Here is a 22,480-nt window from a genome sequence, read left to right on the forward strand (position 1 = left end):
CGGACAGCATCCTGCACCCTGGGCACGACGTCGTTGATCGAACGCAAAGAGGCCACGCATTTGCGATCCGCCGCGTGGACGCCGTTGCCCGGATCGTGTGGGAACCTTGGCCCGCCCCGCCTGTTGTCTGAACAGCCGGCCCATGCCGGACACCGAAAATGCAAACAAGAACCGGAGATTGACCATGACCAAGCTGCTTGCCTCGACCGCCCTTGTCGCCATGCTTGCCGCACCCGCCATGGCGCAAACGGCAACCGATGCCACGACCGCACCCGCGACCGATGCCACCACCGCGCCCGCCACGACGGATGCGCCGATGACGACCGAGGACACCGCCGCCGCACCTGCCGACGCAACCGCGACCACCACGATGCCGGCCGGCGGCGCCGCGGGCGAGATGGGCTTTGGCTATACCGCGATGGCGGGCGACATGTCGGCCGAAACCTTCATCGGCAAGCGTCTTTATGCGTCGGAAGCCGATGTGGACACCAACGCCACCATCAACGAGGCGGACGAGAACTGGGACGACATCGGCGAAATCAGCGACCTGGTGCTGAGCCAGGACGGCCAGGTCAAGGCGGTGCTGACCGATATCGGCGGCTTCCTGGGCCTGGGCGAACGGACCGTGGCCGTGTCGATGGACCAGTTGCAGGTCATCCGCGACGGGGATTCGGAAGACGAATACTTCATCGTCTTCACCGCCAACCAGGAAGCGTTGGAAAACGCGCCGGAATTCGAATGGATGGACGAATAAGACCCGATCCCGTTCCGGCAAGGGGCGCGCGACAGCGCGCCCTTTTTCGTGTCAGCCGCCCAGGGCGATCCCTTCCCGCCGCGGGTCGGCGCCGCCCGTCAGCCCGTCAGGCCCGATCACGATGCCCTGCAGGCCCGATGTCAGGTCCGTTTCGTTCAACTCGAACCCCATTTCCGCCAGGCCCTGCGTCAGGGCCGCAGGCAGCCCGGCCTCGACATCCATGGGGCCGAAGCGGTTCACGATGTTGGGCGCGGCCAGGGCGGCTTGGATGTCCATGCCCCAGTCCAGATGGGCGATGATGGCGCGGGCGACATAGCCGATGATCCGGCTGCCGCCCGGCGATCCGATCACCATGACCGGCGACCCCTCCTTCAGCACGATGGTGGGCGCCATCGAGGACCGGGGCCGCTTGCCCGGCGCCACCGCATTGGCGATGGGCCAGCCATCCGCGTCATAAGTCTCGAAGCTGAAATCGGTCAATTCGTTGTTCAGAAGGAAGCCCCCGGTCATGACGCGGGATCCGAAGCCGTTCTCGATCGTGGTGGTCATCGACAAGGCGTTGCCATAGCTGTCCACGATCGAGATATGCGTGGTCGAGGGCAGTTCCGGCGATGCGTCCTGTCCCCACAGCATGGCATGGGACCAGCCGGGCTGGCCTGCGCTGACCTCGGGCAGGCTGTCGTCGCCCGCCAGCAGCTTGCCCCGTTCCGCCAGATAGGCCGGGTCGATCAGGCCCTGCGTGGGCATCGGCACATGGTCGCTGTCGGCCATGAACCGGCCACGGTCGGCAAAGGCCAGGCGAGACGCATCGCCGATCAGCCGCCAGCTTTCGGGGCTTTCCGCCCCCAGCGCGGCCAGGTCGTATCCGCCCAGCATCCCCAGGATCTGCCCCACGGTCAGCCCGCCCGATGACGGCGGCCCCATGCCGCAGACATCATGGCTGCGATATTCGACGCAGACGGCCGGACGTTCGACCACCCGGTAACCCGCCAGATCCTGCATGGACAGCAGGCCGGGATTGTCGGCATCGCGCACGGCCGCGACGATGCCTTCCGCGATGCCGCCTTGGTAAAAGCCCGCCGCGCCCTCGGATGCCAGGCGGCGCAGGGTTTCGGCATAGGCCGGGTTGGTCAGCCTTGCCCCCGCCGCGACCGGCTGGCCATCTGGAAAGAAATAGGCCGTCGTCGCGGGATCGCCCTGCAACGCCTCGCCTTCCTCGGCCACCAGCGTCGCCAGGCGCGGAGAGACGGTGAAGCCTTCCTCGGCCAGGCCTATGCCGTCGTCGAACAGGCCCGCCCAATTCGCGCGGCCCCATTTGCGATGCGCGGCCTCCAGCAGGGCGGGCGTGCCGGGGGTGCCGACCGACAGGCCGCCCACCACCGCCTCCATGAAGTCCAGCGGCTGGCCTTCCCCGTCCAGAAACAGCCTGGGCGTGGCCGCCATGGGGGCGGTCTCGCGGCCGTCCAGCGTGGTCAGCTCGCCCGTTTCGGCGTCGTGCCAGACCAGAAAGGCACCGCCCCCCAGGCCCGAGCTTTGCGGCTCGACTAGGCCCAGCACCACCTGCACCGCGACCATGGCGTCGGCCGCGCTGCCGCCGGCGGCCAGGACCTTGGCCCCCGCCTGGGACGCCAGGGGATGGGCCGCGCTGATCATCCAGTCCTGCCCGGCAACGGATTCGCCCCGCGCCTTGGCGTCAAGCGCATCGCGCGAGGCCTGGGTCAGCGGGCCGAAACCGTCGGCCTGGACGTCGGAACCCGACGCCCCCTCGGGCGCCACCGCGTCGGTGGCCTGCTGGGCAAAGGCCATGGCGGACCCGCCCAGGAACAGCGCGACCGCAACTGCCGATTGTTTCATACCCGCCTCCCTGTGTTTCGATGACCCACTGTGCGCCCCTGGGGCGAATGGCGCAAGCCGCGGGGTTTTCCCGCTGGACGCTCGCCCCCGACGCCGCTAGGGTTCCCCCGACACTATCCGTTGGGGCGTCCCGTCGCGGGGCTGAGAGGTGCAATGCGCACCGACCCATCGAACCTGATCCGGGTCATGCCGGCGGAGGGAACGGATAGGCAGACATGCGTCGTCCGCCGGACCGATCCGCCTGTCTGCCGCCCCCTCCCCCCTCGCATGTCCCGGATGCGACAGAAAAGGGGAAGGGACATGACCAGGACCGTTCTGACCATTGCCGGATCCGACAGCGGCGGCGGCGCGGGATTGCAGGCGGATATCAAGACCCTGTCGGCGCTTGGCGTTTATTCCGCCAGCGTGGTCACGGCCGTGACCGCCCAGAACACCCGGCGCGTGACGGCGATCCATCCCGTCCCCCCGGCCTTGATCCGTGCCCAGATCGACGCGGTCCTGGACGATATCGCCGTTCATGCCATCAAGATCGGCATGATCGGGTCGCCGGAGGCAGTCGCCGCGGTCGCGGCATCGTTGCGCGATTGCGCCATCCCCGTCGTGCTGGACCCGGTGATGATCGCGAAGTCGGGCGATGTCCTGGCATCGGACGACGCCGTGGCCGCGCTGATCCACGATTTGCTGCCCCTCGCCCATGTGCTGACCCCCAACCTGCCCGAGGCCGCGCGCCTGCTGGGCCAGGCCCCTGCCGGTTCCGACGCCCAGGCGATCGCGCAGGGCCGTGCGCTTTGCGCGCTTGGCCCGCGCCATGTGCTGATGAAGGGCGGTCATGCAGGGGGAAGCCACTGCACCGATCTTCTGGTCGGGCCGGACGAGGTGGCGCGCTTCGCATCGGCGCGGATCGACACCCGGCACACGCATGGCACGGGATGTTCGCTGGCCTCGGCCATCGCGGCGGGACTGGCGCAGGGGCTTTCGGTCGCGGATGCGGCGGGCCGGGCGCATGACTGGCTGCACCGCGCGATCCAGGCGGCGGACGATCTGTCCATCGGCGGTGGGCATGGGCCGGTGCATCACTTCCACGCGCTGTGGCCGCAACCCGTCGAGGCCGCCCTGTGAGCGTGACCGTGATCGGCGGGGGCGTGATGGGCCTGTGCGTCGCCACGGAACTGACCCGGCGCGGCATCCCGGCGGCTGTCCGCGACGGCGCCCCCGGCCCGCAGGCCTGTTCCTGGTGGGCAGGCGGGATGCTGGCCCCCCATTGTGAAGGCGAAAGCGCCGAGGAAGCGGTGACCCGGCACGGCCTTGCCTCGGCCGACTGGTGGCAGGGCCAGGGCGTGCCGGTGTCCCGGAACGGCACCTTGGTCGTCAGCGCCGCACGGGACGCGGCGTCGCTGGACCGCTTCGCGCGGCGCAGCACTGGGCACCGGATGCTGGACGCCCAGGGCCTGGCCGCCCTGGAGCCGGATCTGGCCGGGCGGTTCGGGCGCGCCCTGTTCTTCGCGGACGAGGCGCATCTGGATCCCCGGCAGGCGCTGTCCATCCTGTCGGCCCGCCTGCCCCGGACCGAGGTCCTGTCGGGCAGGATCATCGACTGCCGGGGCCTTGCCGCCCGCGACGTCTTGCCAGACCTGCGCGGCGTGCGCGGAGAGATGGTGGTGATCCGCTGCCGCGAAGTCACGCTGTCGCGTCCCGTGCGGCTGCTGCATCCGCGCATTCCGCTTTACCTCGTACCGCGCGGGGACGGGGTCTTCATGCTGGGCGCGACGATGCTGGAAAGCGACCGGCGCGGCCCGCCGACCGTGCGCGCGGTCCTGGAACTGCTGGGCGCGGCCTTCGCGCTGCATCCCGCCTTGGCCGAGGCCGAGGTTCTGGAACTGGGCGCGGATGCCCGCCCAGCATTCCCCGACAACCTGCCCCGCATCCGCCGGATCGGCGGCACGCTTCATGCGAACGGGCTTTACCGCCACGGCTTCCTGCTGGCCCCCGCCGTCGCCCGCATGGTCGCCGATCACCTTCAACACGGAACCAGACCGGAGTTCATGGATGCAGATCATTCTTAACGGCAGTCCCTGCCACACCAATGCCGCCACCCTGGCCGATGCCCTGGCCCAGGCAGGCGTCACGGGCCATATCGCCACCGCCCTGAACGGCAGCTTCGTCCCCGCCGCGCTGCGCGACCAGACCCCGATCCGCGACGGCGACCGGATCGAGGCCCTGGCACCCATGCAGGGGGGCTGAGATGCCGGTCCTTTACGGCACCCATGTCGAAAGCGCCCTGATGCTGGGCACCGCCGGCTATCCCTCGCCCCGGATCCTGGCGGATGCCTTTGCCCGGTCGGGCGCGGGCATCGCCACCGTGTCCCTGCGGCGGGAAACCGGTGGCGGGCAGGATTTCTGGGCCTTGGTCCAGTCCCTGGGCGCGCGCCTGCTGCCCAACACCGCCGGTTGCCACAGCGCGCGGGAAGCCGTCACCACCGCCCATATGGCGCGCGAGGTCTTCGCCACCGACTGGATCAAGCTGGAGGTGATCGGCCACGCCGACACGCTGCAACCCGATGCCTTCGAACTGGTCCAGGCGGCGCGCATCCTGGCGGCCGAGGGGTTCAAGGTCTTTCCCTATTGCACCGAGGATCTGACCGTCTGCGAACGCCTGCTGGACACGGGCTGCCAGGTGCTGATGCCCTGGGGCGCGCCCATCGGGTCGGGGCTGGGGCTGAACAACCCCCACGGCCTGCGGGCGTTGCGGGCGGCCTTTCCCGATGTGCCGCTGATCGTGGATGCGGGCATCGGCCTGCCCAGCCATGCAGTCGCCGCGATGGAAATGGGCTATGACGCGGTTCTGCTGAACAGCGCCGTGGCCCGCGCGGGCGACCCGGCCCAGATGGCCGGGGCGATGGCGGATGCGGTCCGGGCCGGACGCGCCGCCTATCTGGCCGACCCGATGGAACGGACGGACATGGCCGTGCCCTCGACCCCGGTTCTGGGAAAGGCGTTCCTGTGATCTGGCCACGCTTTTATCCGATCCTGGACAGTGCCGACTGGATCGCGCGCGTCCTGCCGCTGGGGGTGCGTCTGGTGCAGTTGCGCATCAAGGACCGTCCCCCCGCCGAACTGCGCGGACAGGTCACCCGCGCCCGCGACCTGTGCCGCCGCCACGGCGCCATCCTTGTCGTCAACGACCACTGGCAACTGGCGATCGAGGAAGGCTGCGGGGCGGTGCATCTGGGCCAGGAAGACCTGGACGGGGCCGACCTGGCGGCGATCCGCAGGGCGGGCCTGTGCCTGGGCATTTCCACCCATGACGGGGCCGAACTGGACCGCGCCCTGGCCTGCGACCCCGACTATGTGGCGCTTGGCCCGGTCTGGCCCACGATCCTGAAGGCGATGCCCTGGGCGCCGCAGGGTACGGACAGGCTGGCCGAATGGAAGGCGCAGATAGGGGATATCCCGCTTTGCGCCATCGGCGGTCTGACCCCGGAACGCGCCCGGCTTGCCATGGCTGCGGGCGCCGACATGGTGGCGGCCGTCACCGACATCACCCTGGCCGCCGATCCCGACCGGCGCATCCGCGAATGGCTGGAGGTCGCGCCATGAGATATGCGCGCCAGTCCATCCTGCCCGGCTTTGGCGCGGCGGGCCAGGCCCGCCTTGCCGAGGCGCAGCTTCTGGTCGTCGGCGCGGGGGGCTTGGGCGTTCCCGTCCTGCAATACCTGGCCGGGGCCGGGATCGGCCGGATCACCCTGGTCGATCCCGACCGGGCCGAGGTTTCGAACCTGCACCGCCAGCCCATCTTTGGCCGCCATATCGGCAAACCCAAGGCCGAAGCCGCCGCCGTTGAAATGGCCGCGCTGAACCCCGATTGTCGCATAAGCCCCCTGGTGACGCGGCTGGATCCCGCCAACGCGCCCGATCTGGTGACGCGCGCGGATCTGGTGCTGGATTGCGCCGACAGCTTCGCGGTCACCTATACGCTGTCCGATGCCTGCCTTGCCGCGGGGCGCCCGCTGATCGCCGGTTCCGTCCTGGGCAGCCAGGGCTTTGCAGGGGGCTTCTGCGCGGGCGCGCCTTCGGTCAGGGCAGTATTCCCGGATCTTCCGGCGCAGGCGGGCAATTGCGCGACAACGGGCGTGATGGGGCCGATGGCAGGCCTGATCGGCGCCATCCAGGCGCAGATGGCGCTGACCGTTCTGCTGGGGATGACGCCGTCGCCCCTGGGCCAGATGATCCGTTTCGACGGATTGCGCCCGGCCAGCCTCCGCTTCGACGACGCCCCCGACCCCCCGACGGGTCATCGCTTCATCGCCCCCGGCCAGATGCGGCCGGACGATGTCGCGGTGGACCTGCGCGGGATGGACGAGGCCCCCCTGCCCTTCGTGCCCCATGCCCTGCGCGGCCCCGACCTGCCGCGCCCCCAGGACGGGCGGCGGGTCGTCCTTGCCTGCCGTTCCGGACTTCGGGCCTGGGCGGCCGCCGAACGCCTGCGCCGCGACTGGCCGGGCGAGATTGCCCTGATCGCCACCGGAGACTGACATGAAACTGCTGCCGGCACCAACTGCATCTTCAGGTTCACGAGGGGCTGCCCTTGATGCGCATCGCCACGCCGGTCGCGACGCCGCTGAACTGCCTGACGGCTCTGGCGGACGGCTGGTCCAGGACATTGCCGATCTGCGGGACCGGAAGGTCGGTTATTCCGTGCCGGCAAGGCCCGCGGCCAAGGGCAGCAGGGCGCAGGCCGTGGCATCATCGCGACCAGTGGGCAGGGTGGCAGGGGCGGCGAGCCGTCACGTTCGACGGGAGGTCGCACCCCGCCGCACGGTCAGGCAGGATTCCAGCGGCGCTTCAGCGCGATCAGGTGCAGCGCCGCCGCCGCCGCGCCGCCGCCCTTGTTCTGGCCCTGCGGATCGGCGCGGACCTCGGCCTGGTGGATGTTTTCCACCGTCAGGATGCCGTTGCCGATGCAATGGCCCTGCAGGCCCAGCAGGGTCAGCCCGCGGGAACTGTCGTTGCAGACCGTGTCGTAATGCGTCGTCTCGCCCCGGACCACGCAGCCAAGCGCCACATAGCCGTCGTAAAGACCGCTGCCGGCGGCAAGCGCGATGGCGGTGGGGATTTCCAGGGCACCCGGCACCTCGACCAGTTCGACGCTGGCACCGGCCTGTGCCGCCACGGCCTGCGCCCCGGCGACCAGTCCCTCGGCGATCTGGCGGTAATAGGGCGCGACCACGATCAGCAGGCGGGCGCCTTCGATGCGGGGCAGCGGCAGTTGGTGATGTTCGATGCTGGCGGCCATGGCGTCATTCCCTGATCGGACGGGTCGAGTGGATGGACAGGCCATAGGCGTCGAGACCGATCACCCGGACCGGCGCCGAATTCGTCAGCAGCACCAGTTCCGACAAGCCCAGCGCGGACAGGATCTGCGCCCCCAGCCCGTAATGGCGGATGACATGGGACGACACCTCGTCCTGGCGCGGCAGGCGCGGCTCGATGTCGCGGAACAGCACCACGACGCCTCTGCCCTCGTCCGCGATCATCCGCATCGCCTGGCCCAGCGTGCCCGCGTTCTTGCGCCCGATGCCCAGCACGTCGTGCAGCGGGTCCAGCACATGCATCCGCACCATAACCGGGCCGGGCGCCGTCAGGTCGCCCTTGGTCAGCACGATATGTTCCGCGCCCGAGGTGTCGTCGGCAAAGACCCGCATCATCCAGTCGCCGCCGTGTTCGGAATGCACGGCCATCTGCCCGCGTTCGGCGATCAGGTTGTCGTGGCGGCGGCGATAGGCGATCAGCTGGCTGATGGTGCCGATCTTCAGCCCGTGTTTCTGGGCGAAGGCCACCAGGTCGGGCAGCCGGGCCATGGTGCCGTCGTCGTTCATGATCTCGCAGATCACGCCCGAGGGGTTCAGCCCCGCCAGCCGCGCGACATCGACCGCGGCCTCGGTATGGCCGGCGCGGACCAGCACGCCGCCCTCGCGGGCGCGCAGCGGAAAGATGTGGCCGGGGGTGGCGATGTCTGCCGGTCCCTTGGTGGGATCGATGGCGACGGCGACGGTCAGCGCGCGGTCTTGGGCGGAAATCCCGGTGGTCACGCCCTCGCGCGCCTCGATCGACATGGTGAAGGCGGTCTCGTGGCGGCTGGAGTTCTTGGCGCTCAGCAGGGGCAGGCCCAGCGCGTCGATGCGCGCACCGGTCATCGACAGGCAGATCAGGCCCCGGCCGTGGGTGGCCATGAAGTTGATGACCTCGGGCGTGGCCATCTGCGCGGGGATGACCAGATCGCCTTCGTTTTCCCGATCCTCGTGATCGACCAGGATGAACATGCGGCCGTTGCGGGCCTCGTTGATGATCTCCTCGATGGGAGAGATCGCGTCGGACCAGTTGCGCTCGACCGGGCCGGGCTTGTCATCGGGCATCCGCTGCTCCTGCACCAAAAGGCGGCCGCGGCACATCCCCGGCCTGCCGTGATCATTTCACGCCCAAGGCCCGGAATGGCCGGTCATGGGCGCCCTGTCCCGCACCTGATGCGACATCCTCGACGGGGACATCCCCGGATTTGCACCGCGCGCAGGCCCGATACAAGCCCCGGCACGCATCCCGATTGCCGCAGGCCGCGCGCGACATGCCCGCCCGGCTGCCCGGCCTTGCGGTCTTGCGCATCGGCGCGGCGCCCGGCACCATCCCGCCGCCACGCATGGCGCCGACAATCAGCACCGCCCCGGAAAGGACAGGATCATGACCACCAGCACTTCTTTCAGGACCGGGGCCGGGCATCTGGTCGATGGCCTTGTGGCGCAGGGGGTGGACCGGGTCTGGTGCGTGCCGGGCGAAAGCTATCTGGCGGTGCTTGACGCGCTGGCGGACGTGTCGGACCGGGTGCAGACGGTGACCTGCCGCCACGAAGGCGCCGCCGCCATGATGGCCGAGGCCGACGGCAAGATGACCGGGCGGCCGGGCATCTGCATGGTCACGCGCGGCCCCGGCGCCACCAATGCCAGCGCCGGGCTGCATGTGGCCTTCCAGGATTCGACGCCGATGATCCTGTTCATCGGCCAGATCGCCCGCGACGCGGCCGAGCGCGAGGCATTCCAGGAAATCGACTATCGCCGGATGTTCGGACAGGTGGCGAAATGGGTGGCCCAGATCGACGATCCGGCGCGGGTTCCCGAATTCCTGTCCCGCGCCTTTTCGGTCGCCATGGCCGGGCGGCCCGGCCCGGTGGTGCTGGCCCTGCCCGAGGACATGCTGGTCGAGGAAGCCGCCGCCGCCCTGCCCCGCCGGGTCGAACCGGTCGGCACTGGCCCGGCTGCGGGCGCCATGCAGGATTTCGCCCGGCGGCTTGCGGCTGCGGAACGCCCCGTCCTGATCCTCGGCGGCAGCCGCTGGGACAGGGGTGCGAAAACGGCGGTCGAACGCTTCGCCGGCCGCACCCATCTTCCCGTGGCAGCCGTCTTCCGTCGCCAGGACCGCTTCGACAACGACCATCCCTGCTATGTGGGCGAACTGGGCCTTGGAGCCAATCCGGCCTTGCGGGCGATGATCGGCGATGCCGATCTGGTGATCCTGCTGGGCACCCGGATGGGCGACATCGCCTCGGACGGCTATGAGACCCTAGAGATCCCCTGTCCCCGGCAGTCGCTGATCCACATCCATGCCGATCCGCAGGAACTGGGCCGCCTTTACCAGCCCGACCTGGCGATCAATGCCACGCCGGGGGATTTCGCCGCCCTGCTGGACGATGTCGCTGTTCCCGCCGTTCCCGCCTGGGCCGAACGCACCCGCGCCGCCCGTGCGTCCTATGAGAACTGGCAACAACCCCGCCCGGCCCCCGGCCATGTGAACATGTCCGAGATCATCCTGTGGCTGCGCGATCACCTGCCCCAAGACGCCGTCCTGACCAACGGCGCGGGCAATTTCGCGGCCTGGCTGCACCGCTTTCACCGCCACCGGGAACTGGGCACCCAGCTTGCGCCGACCTCGGGGTCGATGGGCTATGGCGTGCCTGCCGCGGTGGCCGCGTCAATGCGCCATCCCGGCAGGCGGGTCGTCTGCATCGCAGGGGATGGCGACTTCATGATGACCATCCAGGAAATGGCGACGGCGGCGCAATATGGCGCGACACCGATCTTCGTGGTCGTTGACAACGGAATGCTGGGAACGATCCGAATGCACCAGGAAACCCGCTATCCGGCGCGCGTTTCTGCCACGGACCTGGTCAACCCGGATTTCTGCCTGATCGGCACGGCCTGCGGCGCGCATGTCGAATTCGTGGACCGAACCACGGATTTCGCGCTCGCCTTCCAGCGCGCCGAGGCAAGCGGCCGGATGGCGCTGATCCACGTGAAGGTCGATCCAGAGGCCTTGACGGCGAACCGTTCGCTTTCGCAGATCCGGGAGGCTGCCGAACTGTCGGGGCAATGAAGTACCGGCCGATGGCAAGGGAATGACCGGCACGACGGGTCTCGCCTGCCGATGGCAGGAATGGCAGCCCCATGGCCGCGCGAGAGGAACGATCCTATCCACGCCCGACTGTTCGCCGACAGGCTTTCCGTTACCCCCTGAATGCGCCGGCCCCCACCTGCTGGATGCCGAAACCTCCCTCATCTGGCAAGCGGGACCAGAACCCCTGGTCCTGCCTGCGGAACGCCGCAGCCTGGCTTGAGCAAGGCGGCTGCAAGCACGCCGCCCCCGTCGGGTCACGGCCTGCCATATCGGTCTGCCGGACGACCTTGCGGCAAAGGCAGCTGTCCGCCTGGACCATGTCCGCCTGCACGGCTCTTCGCAGCCTGCGTCAAGGATCCGCCGTGACAGGCCCTTCACCCAAGTGGCGGGGGCATGCAGGACATCAGGAGGGATGCAGCCTGTCCCGACCACCTGCGCCTTGCGACGTGCCGGATTGGCGGATGCAGCAACAGTCCCAGATCGGCATCGGACCGATGAAATGCTTCGGCGGCAACAAGGGGTGATGCTCCGGTCAAGGCGATGCTGCACATGCCCGCGGTGCCGTGTCGGCCACCTTTCCCCTGCGGCCGCAACGCCGTTGGGCAGGCCGTCACGAACCGCCACGGACCGACCGGTGCCCGATAATGGCCTTGGGATCCTAGGCCACGCACATGATTTCCATGCTGCCACCCACCCTTGATGCTGGGCGATCCAAGCCGGAACTGGCTGACCTGCGCCATGGCTCCGCAGCCGGTCATCGTGGAATGAGCCCAATCACCCTGACCTGCCGAAAGCTGCCTCCCAAAGGCAGACATGGGCCAACCAGGTGCCGCCGCCTGCCTGCGGAACTCCGAGGCCGAAAATGCAGGTCCGGCCTGTTGCAACCATCCTGCCGGCATGACGGCACCCAAGGCCCGGAGCCTGCCTTGAACTGTCCGATCAACTGGCCTGGGCCATCGGCGGCGTGAAGTGGGCTGCAAGCCGCGCGGCCAGAGCCTGCGGATCCCGAAGGTCTTCGGCCGTTACGACCGGACCCTCATAGGGGGAAACCATGCCGGACCCGACCATCTCCTCGATCCGGTCCAAGGCCGCCTCGATGTCGTCCATGGGCGCCGAGAACAGGTCAAAGATCGAATACCGCCACCATTGCAGCGCAAGAAGCCGTTCCACCGCCTTGTCGGAGAAACGCGACCGCACGACCCGTCCGGGCGTTCCGACGACAATGGAATAGGGCGGAACATCGCGCAGCACGATCGCGCGCGCACCGATGATCGACCCGGTGCCGATCCTGACGCCCGACTTGATGAAGGCCCCCTGTCCAATCCAGACATCGTCGCCGATTTCGGTGATCGGACAACTGTCCCTGAACGGGCGCAGACCGCGGCGGATCTCGTCCTTCCGATCCGGTGCGACAAGCTCTCTCCAACCGTTGACCTGGGGGAAATAGGCGGTGCGAGAGGTCGTCAGCCAGTCGGTGGGATGTTCGTGCATCCCGATGACCGCACCTGCCGCCAATGAACAGTATCGCCCGAAGCGGACATTGTTCACCGTGCCGCCGCTGAGGTTGCAGAACGCGCCGATTTCCAGGAACGCCCCCGGCGTGACCGTGCAGATGATCGAGGTCGGCGCCTCAATCCGCGACCCGGCGGCCAGCCTGCCCGTCTGGACAAGGCCCGGCAGGCGCAGCCCCGTGCGGTCAAGCGCCGGAAGGTCGGCATGTTTCAACGTGAACTGTCCATTGCTCATTTCTGATCCACCCTGTTTCCCCCGGCAGTCTTGCGCGAAAGGATTAATATTTCACTCATCCCGCATCGCCTTGCGCAGATGCCGCAAGATCGGCTCCAGCAGATAGTCGCCGGCGCGGCGTTCCCCGGTCTGGATCGCCAGTTCCACGGGCATCCCCGCCGTCAGGGCCACCTCCGGGTGCATCTCCAGTTCGGTCGCGTTCAGCCTCGCGCGGACTTCGAAGTAACGGCTGCCATCGCGCGGCTCCTCCAGCAGGTCGGCGGAGACATAGGTCACTTCGCCGTCGATGGTCGGGGCCGTGGCGCGACGATAGGCGGTCAGCCTGACCCGTGCCTTGCGGCCCACATGAACCGTGTCGATGGCCTCGGGCGGAAGGCGAGCCTGGATCACCAAGGCATCGGCATCGGGCAGGATCTCCATCACGACGGCGCCCGAGCCGATCACGGCACCGGGCGTCACGACGGGAATATCGACAACAAGGCCGTCCTGCGGCGCGCGCAGCGTGCGGCGGTCAAGGACATCCTCGGCCGCGCTGATCTGCGCCTCGAGCGCGGGAAGGCTGCGCCGGGCCTGGGCCAGCAGCTCGTTCGCCTCGGCCACGCGCTGCCGCCGAAGGGTGACGATATCGGCGGCGATGCGCGCGCCATCCTGTTCGTTCGCCCGGGCCAGGGCGGCATATTCGTCACGCTCGCCTTCCAGCACAGACAGGTTGCGGCTGATTTCACGCACCTTCTGCCGGGTCGCCGCCCCACGTTCGACCAGGGCTTCGGTATTGTCCAGTTCCTGCGTCCAGCTTTCGATCTGGCGCTGCGAGGCGCGGGCCTGGGCATGATTGGCCACGGCCTGCGCAGCAAGGTGATCCGCCTGACGCATCATCGATGCGATCTGACCCTGATGCAGGGCAAGGCGCGCCTCATAGAGTTCGGCCTGTGCCGCGGTCAGCACGGGATCGTCCTGGGGGGCCTGCGCCATGTCCAGCGGAAGCCCCCGCGCCTCAGCCCCAAGCCGCCATATGTCCAGGACCAGTGCGCGGCGTTCGGCCTGCATCTGCGCCAGACGCGCCCGGTCCTGGGTGATGTCCAGTTGTGCGACCGGCTGGCCCGCCCGAACACGGTCCCCCGGCGCCACCAGAAGATCGGACAGGATCCCACCCTCCAGATTCTCGACCGTCTTGCGCTTGCTTTCCGCAAGGACGACGCCCTGCGTCACCACCGCGCCGTCCAGCCGGGCATAGATCCCCCATCCACCCAGGGTGCAGGTCATGAACAGGATCATCGCGACGGCGGTCAGAAAGACAGGCCGATAGGCAGGCAAGGCTTCGTCGGCAATCGTCATCGTCATGACAGGTACGCCTTTTCTGCAATCGCGGCCTTGCGCCGCCGAGGCCCAAGCGCCGACAGGACCTCGGCCTTGTCGCCATATTGGGCGGGCGCCCCGTCGCGCAGCAAAAGCAGGCGGTCGGCCTTGTTCAGAATCGACATGCGCTGGGCCACGATCAGAACCGCCGCGCCGGAAGCACGGGCGGTTTCCACCGCCTCGATCAGCGCCGCCTCGCCATCGGCGTCCAGCGAGGAATTGGGTTCGTCCAGGACCAGAAGCTTCGGCATCCCGAAGACCGCGCGCGCCAGGGCGATCCGCTGCCGCTGCCCGCCGGACAGGCGTGCGCCGCCATCGACCAAGGGGGTTTCATAACCCTTGGGCAGACGGCCGATCATGTCGTGAACCCCTGCCTGACGCGCGGCGGCGACGACATCTTCAATAGGGGCGTCGCGGAAGCGGGCGATGTTTTCCCGAACCGTCCCGTCCAGAAGCAGCGGTTCCTGTGGAAGATAGCCGACAGCCTCGCCGAAGCTGGCCCTTTCATGCTGGAAGGTGGATTGCCCATCCAGGAAAATCCCGCCCGCCGTCGGCGCCCAAAGCCCCACCACCAACCGTGCCAGGGTCGATTTCCCGGCGCCTGAAGGGCCGATCACGCCCACCATCTCGCCAGGGGCAATCGAAAAGCTGACATTGCGCAGAAGCGGCGCGTCCTGGCCCGGCGGCACATAGCTGAGCCTGTCCACCACGATCATGGCCTGTCCGACGGGCACCCCGGCAGCCGACCGGATGCGTGCCCCGTCGCGCAACAGATCGCGCAGCCGCCGCGCGATGGCGAAGGCGTTGACCCATTGACGCCACCCGTCGATCAGATGCTCGAAAGGTGCCAGCATCCGCGAGGTGATCACCGCTGCCGCAAGGATGGTGCCGGGGCTTGCCTCTTGCCGGATGACCAGGGCAGCACCCAGGCAGATCACCGCGATCTGAAGCCCGACCCGCGAGGCACGCGCGAAGGATGCCAGGAACTTGGCCGTGGTCCCCCCCGCCTCGATGCTGTCCAGGGACATGGCCTGGCCGCGCCGCCATCGCCGCGACAGTTCTGGCAGCATGCCCATGGCCGCGATCACTTCGGAATTGCGGATGGCATTGGCGGTATCGGCCTGCAGCAGGACGTTCTTGCGAATGGCATCGGCGGCCGGGCGCCGTGCCAGAACTTCGGTCGTCACGGCGATCATCGTCAGCAGGGCCGCGCCGCACAGCCCGGCCACCCCATAATATGGATGCAGCAGGGTCAGCACGACCAGCAGGATGGGCGTGAAGGCCATGTCCATCGGCAGGGTGATCGCGCCCCCGGCGACAAAGCTGCGGAACCCGTTCAGGTCGCGCATTGCCGTGGCCGCAGAAGCCGCGCCGGATCGCAGCGCGGTTTCGACCGCGGCTTCGAAGACCGGCCCGCCAAGCGCCATCGAAAGGCGCGCCGCAATGACCAGAAGCAGCCGCGAGCGCAGGAAGTCCAGTGCGGCCTGGAACACGAAAATCAGGCCCACGATCAGGGTCAGGGCGGCCAGTGTATCGAAGTTTCCGGACGAAATCACCCGGTCGAAGATCTGCGCCTGGTACAGGGGAAGCGACAGGTAAAGAAGGTTGACGAAGAAGCCGATAAAGGCTGCCGCCGCCACCCCCTTTGCCAGGTCGGCAAAGGCGGCGCGCCAAGGCGTATGATCGACCGCGGCGTCAGCCATGGCGAAGCGCCAGGGCAGGCGCCGATTTCCGGGCCAGAAGCTTGTCGAACAGGTCGGAATGCAGGCGGGCGGATTCCGCTGCCGTGGTGGGCGGCCGGATGCCGGCGTTCAGGCGGTCCCAAAGGGCGGGATCCATCGCACGCGTCATCGCCTCGGCCAGGCTTTCGGGGTTCGAGACCCGGAAATGCAGCCCGTCGATGCCATCGCGCACCTTTTCCGCCATTCCGCCAATGTCGGATGCGATGATCGGGCGGCGGTGGTGGAAGGCTTCCTGGATGACAACAGGGGCGTTTTCCCACCAGGTCGAGGGGACGATGGTCCAGTCCACCTCTCGCATCAGATGGGGCAGGTCGGCGCTTTTGTAGGATCCCATGAAGCGCAGCCTTCGGCCCGACAGGCGGAACAGTTCCTTGACCTGGGCCTGGAAATCCTCTGGCTGGTGTTCCAGGTTGCCGCCGAAGACATAAAGGATCCCGTCGCCCCAGGTCTTTTCCGGGATGCGCGTCACGGCCTCGACCAGGACCTTGATTCCCTTGAAGGGGTTCAACTGGCCGAAATAGGCAAAGCGGTTGCGACGTCCACCCCCAGGCAAAGGGCGGATCGGCGCGACAGGACCGCCGTCGAGGCCGTTTTCGATCATCACCAGCTTCTCGCGCGGCAGGCCCCAGTCCTGGAACCGCCGCAGCAGGAAGCGCGAGGGCGAGACGAAGGCATCCACCTGGTCGAAGAAGGACTTTATGAACAGTTCGCGCCGCAGCATGTTCGCGGCGCCGATATCGGGAAAGCACATCCCGCAATCGGATGCCGAGGCCTTCATGCACAGCGCGCCGGACTTGGCCTTGATCATCTGGCCGTGATGGGCGCAGATCGGCAGGTATTCGTGAAGGGTATAGACGATCGGCACATCGCCCAGGGCGCGCCTTGCCGCGCGGATCGCCTGGATGCCGAAGCCCATGACGTGATGGAAGTTCACGACATCGGGCCGCAGGTCGGCAAGGAAGCGTTCGAAATGCCCCACAAGGGCATCGGTGTCGTTCAGCCCCAGGTGAAACCAGTCATAGTCGTTGGTCCAGAACAGGGTTTCATCCGGTGCCTGGCCCAGCGACATCAGCGGGGTTGCGGCATGGCGCGCAACCGGGGGCCCGACACCCGCCATGTAATGCGCGGTCCAGCCCTGCTGCTGCTTCAAGCCCTGGAACAGGTTGTATGAGGCGACCTGTGCCCCGCCGATGGAAAAGGCGGGATGGGCATGGCTGAGAACAAGGGCTTTCATGAGAATCGGCCTGTGCTGAATAGACCCGCAGTCTTACCGATCAATGCTGAATCAATCCTTTCCAGCAGCGCCGCCATGGCATCGGTGGCGCGCGGCACATCCTCGAGCATCCAGAAATCCACGCTGCGCGACGACCAGGTTCCGAAACCCTGTTCATTCAGGCGGCGGGCCAGATCCCTGTGCACCAATCCGTCGGAATAAAGGCGGCCCGCAAATCCCCCCGCCTGGGCCATCGCCTGACGGTCGATCAGCGCAAGCTGTGCCGCGCCGGCGGCCATGGCACGCGGCGCCCCGCCGGTCAGCCATCCGCGCGGATAGCCCAGCATCGGAGCGCTGTCCCCGACAACCCCATCGCCGCCATAGAAGACCGACCCGTCTTCATAGACCAGCGTGGGAGAGATCAGACCCGGCCTGCCAAGGCCATCAAGCTCCGCCTCCAGCAGGTCCAGCCATCCAGGGGCCATGGGAAGGGCAGAGGGCTGCCAGATCAGCGCCCGTTCCCCCGTGGCCAAGGCAAGCCCCGACTCGATCCGGGCGCAGAGGTCAGCGTGATCGACAACCAGCAGCCGACCCCGGATGCCATAGAAGGGGAACAGGTCCCGCAGACGCCTTGCAGCCTCGCCCGCCGCGGCCCGCGTCATGACGATCGCCAGATCAAGCCGTTCCGCCTCGGGCGTGCCGGACAGCAGCGCCATCATGGGCTGAAGATGGTCCAGCCGGTCGAGGGGGACCACGGCGGTCATGTCCCCGGCAGTTCCGGAAAGCGGAACGGGCCGCTGCGTCCCGCGGGTTTTCCGTGCCGAGGCGGGCAGTTGCGCCAGGAACGGCGCCACCATCTCATCAACGATCCGGTCCAGGGAGGGATCGTGCAACGGCAGGGCGGAGAGGATCTGGGGCAGCATCTCGCGGCCGTCGACAGCGGTGATCTGCAAGGGGTGGAACAGGCAGCTTTTATCGGCAAGCACCAGTTCCAGATAGAATTCCTCATCCCCTCGGCGGGGGGTGCCGTCGGCGAAGGCCACAAAGCCATGCAAGGTATCGGCCGGATCCAGCAGCCGGGCAAAGCGCGGATCGCCCCCAAACCCCTGGTTCAGGTCCCCACGCGGCAGGGGGGTCCAGCAATCCTGCAGGGGCGCGTAAAGCCCGGCCGTGCTCTTGACGATCACGCGCTCTACCTGCCGCAGCGGATCGAGCAGCCATCCCGTCGCCAGAAGCCCGCCCGAGGGCGCCTGGAACACCGAATCGAAGGCGGCGGCGATGGGCAGGGCGGTCAGGGAAAGCGTATCCATTCCCTGATACCGGGGGCGGCAGATGCGGCGATAGATGCCGATGCCCCCTTCGTCGCCAGCCAGTCGGGGCAGCATGTGACGAACATGGTCGATGGCCGCCTCGCCCGACAGCCGCAGGACGCTGCCCCGCACGACCTCGAGCCGCTTGAGGGTGCCGTCCTGTTCGTAGAACAGGCAATCGAGGCCCCTGAGATCGGTTTCCCAGTCCAGGCTGAACAGGCAGAAGCCCATACCGGGTGGCGGGATGTCGTCACGCGCGAACAATGCCACATCGGCGTCGCACTGGGTCAGCGTGCCGTCCAGCCGCATCAGGCGGTGACGGCCCGCGCCAAGCGACATCGCCCAGCCTTGCGCGAAAAGCCCTTTGGTGCCGGGGCAGGCAAGGATTTCGACAAAGCCGCCCGCCTCGGCCGCAAGCGACAGGAAGCGGGCCGCGAAGTCGCCGTCGCCGGACGGGGTCCCCGACGGGGCATCGTCGGCCAGGGTGGCGGCAAGGAAATCAAAGACCTCGCGGCTGTTCAGGCCATGACGCCTGACGAATTCGGCCAGTGGCGCGGGGGCGACGTCCAGGGCGCGCGGGGCGGCGATCTCGCGTTCCTCGCCATTGGGCGCGCGCAACCAGTAGGTGCCGACCAGTGGCGCCCGGACCAGGGCCAGGCCGGCGCGGCCGTTCTGGACGGGCCAGCAGACCGCCTCCCAGGGCGCATCGCCGCATGAGCCCTGCGGGGGCAAGGCATCGGCCAGGCCGGAAATCGCCAGCAGCGTCCGCCCACAGGGCAGGATGATCGCCAGATCCGGCACCAGGGCCGCAGGGGCTTCCGCGGCAAGTCCGAAGAATGCGCCGTCGGCGGGACTCATGCGCTGATCCTTCCCGTCAGGGTTCGATAAAGGTCCAGATGACTGTGGACAAAGCTGCGATAGGCGTCCTGTCCATGCCGGGCGCGCTGCGCGGCGGCCATGCGTGCCTGCCCGGCGCGATCGCCGGCGGCTGCGCGCATCGTTTCCGCCAAGGCACGGGGATCGCCGGGGGGAACATGCAGGCCGGTGACGCCGTGTTCCACCATCTCGGCCATGCCGCCGATCCCTGAACAGATCACCGGCAGGCCTGCCGCCCTTGCCTCGAGCAGGACAAGGGGGGCGTTTTCCCACCAGATCGACGGCATGACGACCCAGTCGGCACGCGCCATCAGCGCAGGCAGATCCGCGCGTGCATAGGGTCCGTGATGATGGGCATTGGGCGCGGCCGCCAGCGCATCGGCAAAGGCGCGGCGGAACCCGTCCTCGGCATGGCCCAGCCCGCCGTGCAGGTCCAGCGTCACCCTTTCCCCTGCGAGACGCGCCGCCGCCAGCAACGGCAGGACGCCCTTGTGCGGGGCGATGTTGCCGAAGAAGGCAAGGCGGTTCGGGCGCGGGCGCGACCCGCGCGGCGGCTGCGCGACGGCCTGAACCTGATTGGGCAGAACCGTGATCCGGTCCGCCTCAAGGCCCCATTCGATGAATCGTTCGGCAAGGAAGCGCGAAGGCGCAACAAAGGCATCGACCAGCGACAGAAGTGCCGCCAGATGGGCCTTGCGCAACAGATGCGCCGCCGCCGGCATCGCCGGATAGCAACCCCGGCAGCGGTCGGGCCCGGCCGTCCGGCACCGCGCCCCGTCCGGCACCGTCAGCATCAGCCCGTCATTGGGGCACAGGATCTGGTAGTCATGCAGCGTCAGGACCATCCGCGCCCTTGGGGCCAGGCGGCGGATGACCGCCAGAACCTCGGCCCCGATGCGGTCCAGACCATGCAGATGCACGACGTCGGGGCGGAAGCTGTCCAGAAGCCGCCCCATCGAGGCGACCCAGTCGGTGCCGTCCTGCCGCAGCATCGAGAACCGGTCATAGCGTCCGGTGCGCAGCAGGTGGTCCCCACCCTCGATGCCCAGCGATCCCGGCGCGTCGTCGGGGCGTTGCAGCGACGTCGTGGCGGCCAGGAACCTGGCGCGGACCCCGCCTGCGGCGTTCAATGCCGCAGTCAGGTCATGGGCCAGAAGCTCGGTCCCGCCGCTGGTATGGGCGGGGTGGTCGTGGGCAATCTGCAAGACCTGAAGGGTCATTCGCGAACCTTTTCGATCAGGGAAAACTCGGCTTCGGACAGGGCGGCCGCGAAACCGTCCGACACGGGTGCGGGGCCAAAGCGGCGGAACGGGTGGCGCGTCTCGGACCGGGCGCAGCCTTGCAGGGCCCGGGCGATCCAGATCGCCGGATCGGGATGCGGCACGCTGTCCAGAAGACGCGCGATTCCTTGCGGGGCAAGCGCCAGGCATGTGGGCAATGGCCGGCCGATCCCCTGCCCCGTCTGGGGCAGATGTTCGGCAGGCAATCCCCGGCAGGGATCGAAGCCTTCCCGCGTCGCAGCGATGGATCCATCCTGCGCCAGCAGCACCGGAGCCAAGGCCGCAGGCCTGCGCAGCCGTTGCTGCCAGAACCTGATCCAGCCCGGCATCTCAGGCAGGACATCACCGCCCAGCAGCAGGGCGGGGGCATCCTTCGCATCCGAAAGGGCAGCGTGCATCCGTTCGGCAGGGGTGGCAAAAGCAGGCAACAGCACCAGGCGATGCGGGACGCCATAGATCGCGGCAGTCTGGGCCAGGGCCTGGCGCGCGCCGATGGCCAGCGGCCCCTCCGTCATGGTGCAGACCACCTCGACCGGGACACCCTGGCCTTCAGCCAGGATCATGGCGGCACGCGCCCGGATCATGTCCGCCGAATCACCCACCGCAGTGACGATCCTGAGCCGCGGCTTCTGCGAAGGTCCGAAATGCTGCACGGTGCAGGGCGGCATCATCCGCCGAAAGCCCGCGCGGGCCCGTGCCAGGGACCGCCGGGCATCGTTCCCCGCCATCCAGGCATCCCGGAAGCCCTCGGGAATGCCACCGTCATAGGCCGGGACCGCCGGTTCGGCCAACAGGTGCGACTGGCCGGAACGATCGACGATGCGGATCCGGCACGTGTCGCCACCCCCCGCATCTGGGGGCAGGTCGGCCAGCCCCACCAGGATCGCGGTTCCGTCCGCCCTGTGAAGCGTCTGAAGTTCCGCTTGCCGACCCTGCCATTCCAGAACGATCTTGCCCGCCATGCGCGAGGGGTCCGTCAGCGTCAGGGCATAAAGGATGCCCTCGGCAGTCGAGGAAAGATGCCTGATCGCGATATTCGGCTTCTCCATCCTTGCAGAAGGGGCAGGCGCAGCATCGGCGATCGTTCCGGCAAGGCCGGACAACCAGTCCCTGCAAGCCTGGCTGCGGGCGCGCATCCAGGTCGCGACAGGCAGGCGGCGCAGCAGGGCATCCCCCACCGCCAGCCGCAGCGGCGTATCGGACAATGCCAGGATCTGCGAACGGCCCATACCGGCGGGCAGCAGCACATGCAGCAGTTCCCCTTCGGCAAGGCAGTCGAAATCCTTCAGGCGGACCAGCCGCCCGTCCAGGAACGCGGCAGCTTCGGCCGGATGGCCCATGCCGGGAAGGCCGGGCACGGCATAGCTGACAAGCAGCCGCCCCGCGATTCGGGTTTCCGCCACCGGCATGCAGGACGGGATGGCGCAGACGTCCAACAGACAGGCGATCGCGTCGGCAAGGCCCGCTTGGGCTGGCGCGGCAAACAGCGACGCCCCCGTCATCATTGCCCGCAGAAGCTTGCACAGACCGGGGGCCGAGAGTTGCGCGGTCAGGGCCGGCAACTCCCCCTCGGGCGGCTGCAGCCATCTTGGGTCCGATTCGGCCACCGCGATGCCGTCCAGCCGCACCACAAGATGGCGCGCCTGCAAGGCCTCGATCCCTTGGGGAACAAGCAGGACATGCCGCGTGCCGCCGGTCCGAAGGGCAAGCTGGGCCCCGATCAGCGGGCGCGGAATGGGCAGACCGTCCTGTTCCGCCTGCATCCGGGTCCGTGCGCCCGCGGGGCGATCGAAGAAGACCGCGCTGAGTATGGGGCCCATGGAGATCACCGTCGCCTCGACAGGCGGGGCAGCAAGGGGATGCGGGCCGGGACGGCAAAGCTTTCGATCGACGGGGATGTTCATGCCGTT

General features: G+C 68.3%; 19 protein-coding genes, 1 pseudogene and 1 riboswitch. Of the genes and pseudogenes, 9 read left to right on the plus strand and 11 right to left on the minus strand.

The window, feature by feature from the left end:
* The first annotated feature begins 184 nt into the window (after positions 1–184).
* Entirely contained in the window at positions 185–754 is a 570-nt protein-coding gene (locus CK944_RS07560) for a PRC-barrel domain-containing protein (RefSeq protein ID WP_146038620.1), read from the plus strand.
* Positions 755–805: 51 nt separating this feature from the next.
* On the opposite strand, the gene ggt is transcribed toward CK944_RS07560, so the two are convergent.
* Positions 806–2,608 carry a gamma-glutamyltransferase gene (ggt, locus tag CK944_RS07565; protein ID WP_103172440.1) on the minus strand — a complete coding sequence of 601 codons (1,803 nt, stop codon included), beginning with the start codon at positions 2,606–2,608 and terminating at the stop codon, positions 806–808.
* A 111-nt stretch (positions 2,609–2,719) separates the two neighbouring features.
* Positions 2,720–2,826: riboswitch (TPP riboswitch) on the plus strand.
* 82 nt (positions 2,827–2,908) lie between these two features.
* On the opposite strand from ggt, the gene thiD reads away from it, so the two are divergent.
* The 7 genes and pseudogenes from thiD to CK944_RS23970 all read left to right on the plus strand — a co-directional run.
* Positions 2,909–3,727, plus strand: a complete 819-nt coding sequence (gene thiD, locus CK944_RS07570; protein ID WP_103172441.1) for a bifunctional hydroxymethylpyrimidine kinase/phosphomethylpyrimidine kinase — start codon at positions 2,909–2,911, stop codon at positions 3,725–3,727.
* On the plus strand, positions 3,724–4,671 hold the full coding sequence (locus CK944_RS07575; RefSeq protein ID WP_103172442.1) for an FAD-dependent oxidoreductase: 948 nt from the start codon (positions 3,724–3,726) through the stop codon (positions 4,669–4,671). Before thiD ends, CK944_RS07575 begins: the two co-directional genes overlap by 4 nt.
* Positions 4,655–4,849: a sulfur carrier protein ThiS gene (gene thiS / locus CK944_RS07580; RefSeq protein ID WP_103172443.1), complete on the plus strand. Its 195-nt coding sequence runs from the start codon at positions 4,655–4,657 to the stop codon at positions 4,847–4,849. Before CK944_RS07575 ends, thiS begins: the two co-directional genes overlap by 17 nt.
* A gap of 1 nt (position 4,850) precedes the next feature.
* Positions 4,851–5,612, plus strand: a complete 762-nt coding sequence (locus CK944_RS07585; RefSeq protein ID WP_103172444.1) for a thiazole synthase — start codon at positions 4,851–4,853, stop codon at positions 5,610–5,612.
* Positions 5,609–6,205 (plus strand): thiamine phosphate synthase, encoded by a 597-nt coding sequence (locus CK944_RS07590; protein ID WP_103172445.1) that lies wholly within the window; start codon positions 5,609–5,611, stop codon positions 6,203–6,205. Before CK944_RS07585 ends, CK944_RS07590 begins: the two co-directional genes overlap by 4 nt.
* A complete protein-coding gene (locus CK944_RS07595; RefSeq protein ID WP_239985994.1) occupies positions 6,202–7,140 on the plus strand; it encodes a HesA/MoeB/ThiF family protein in 939 nt (312 codons plus the stop codon). Before CK944_RS07590 ends, CK944_RS07595 begins: the two co-directional genes overlap by 4 nt.
* Positions 7,141–7,160: 20 nt before the next feature.
* Positions 7,161–7,306, plus strand: a pseudogene (locus CK944_RS23970) (ABC transporter substrate-binding protein); the annotation flags it as partial.
* 121 nt (positions 7,307–7,427) lie between these two features.
* On the opposite strand, the gene CK944_RS07605 reads toward CK944_RS23970, so the two are convergent.
* From CK944_RS07605 to CK944_RS23180, 3 genes are read right to left on the minus strand one after another with little or no spacing between them, the layout of a single operon-like run.
* Positions 7,428–7,901 carry a 6,7-dimethyl-8-ribityllumazine synthase gene (locus CK944_RS07605; RefSeq protein WP_103172447.1) on the minus strand — a complete coding sequence of 158 codons (474 nt, stop codon included), beginning with the start codon at positions 7,899–7,901 and terminating at the stop codon, positions 7,428–7,430.
* Between the two features lie 4 nt (positions 7,902–7,905).
* Positions 7,906–9,021: a 3,4-dihydroxy-2-butanone-4-phosphate synthase gene (ribB, locus tag CK944_RS07610; RefSeq protein ID WP_103172491.1), complete on the minus strand. Its 1,116-nt coding sequence runs from the start codon at positions 9,019–9,021 to the stop codon at positions 7,906–7,908.
* A 52-nt stretch (positions 9,022–9,073) separates the two neighbouring features.
* Positions 9,074–9,319 (minus strand): hypothetical protein, encoded by a 246-nt coding sequence (locus tag CK944_RS23180; protein ID WP_158247972.1) that lies wholly within the window; start codon positions 9,317–9,319, stop codon positions 9,074–9,076.
* A gap of 21 nt (positions 9,320–9,340) precedes the next feature.
* Between CK944_RS23180 and CK944_RS07615 the strand changes: the two genes are divergently transcribed.
* Positions 9,341–11,026, plus strand: coding sequence for a thiamine pyrophosphate-binding protein (locus CK944_RS07615; RefSeq protein ID WP_103172448.1), 1,686 nt, complete (start codon positions 9,341–9,343; stop codon positions 11,024–11,026).
* A gap of 960 nt (positions 11,027–11,986) precedes the next feature.
* Here the strand turns inward: CK944_RS07615 and CK944_RS07625 are convergent.
* Genes CK944_RS07625 through CK944_RS07655 form a run of 7 tightly spaced genes read right to left on the minus strand, consistent with a single transcriptional unit; the run spans position 11,987 to position 22,474 of the window.
* The gene (locus CK944_RS07625) at positions 11,987–12,793 is read right to left on the minus strand and encodes a CatB-related O-acetyltransferase (protein WP_103172450.1); all 807 of its coding nucleotides are present in this window, start codon (positions 12,791–12,793) and stop codon (positions 11,987–11,989) included.
* A 51-nt stretch (positions 12,794–12,844) separates the two neighbouring features.
* Positions 12,845–14,134, minus strand: coding sequence for an HlyD family type I secretion periplasmic adaptor subunit (locus CK944_RS07630; RefSeq protein ID WP_239985995.1), 1,290 nt, complete (start codon positions 14,132–14,134; stop codon positions 12,845–12,847).
* Positions 14,131–15,852, minus strand: coding sequence for a type I secretion system permease/ATPase (locus CK944_RS07635; RefSeq protein WP_103172451.1), 1,722 nt, complete (start codon positions 15,850–15,852; stop codon positions 14,131–14,133). Before CK944_RS07635 ends, CK944_RS07630 begins: the two co-directional genes overlap by 4 nt.
* Complete coding sequence (locus CK944_RS07640; RefSeq protein ID WP_103172452.1) at positions 15,845–17,125, minus strand: glycosyltransferase family 4 protein; 1,281 nt, start codon at positions 17,123–17,125, stop codon at positions 15,845–15,847. Before CK944_RS07640 ends, CK944_RS07635 begins: the two co-directional genes overlap by 8 nt.
* On the minus strand, positions 17,122–19,272 hold the full coding sequence (locus tag CK944_RS07645; protein ID WP_103172453.1) for a hypothetical protein: 2,151 nt from the start codon (positions 19,270–19,272) through the stop codon (positions 17,122–17,124). Before CK944_RS07645 ends, CK944_RS07640 begins: the two co-directional genes overlap by 4 nt.
* Positions 19,269–20,510, minus strand: a complete 1,242-nt coding sequence (locus tag CK944_RS07650) for a glycosyltransferase (protein ID WP_103172454.1) — start codon at positions 20,508–20,510, stop codon at positions 19,269–19,271. Before CK944_RS07650 ends, CK944_RS07645 begins: the two co-directional genes overlap by 4 nt.
* On the minus strand, positions 20,507–22,474 hold the full coding sequence (locus CK944_RS07655) for a hypothetical protein (protein ID WP_103172455.1): 1,968 nt from the start codon (positions 22,472–22,474) through the stop codon (positions 20,507–20,509). Before CK944_RS07655 ends, CK944_RS07650 begins: the two co-directional genes overlap by 4 nt.
* Positions 22,475–22,480: the final 6 nt, after the last annotated feature.

The sequence above is a fragment of the Paracoccus sp. SY genome (assembly GCF_002901215.1).
Classification (GTDB): domain Bacteria; phylum Pseudomonadota; class Alphaproteobacteria; order Rhodobacterales; family Rhodobacteraceae; genus Paracoccus; species Paracoccus acridae.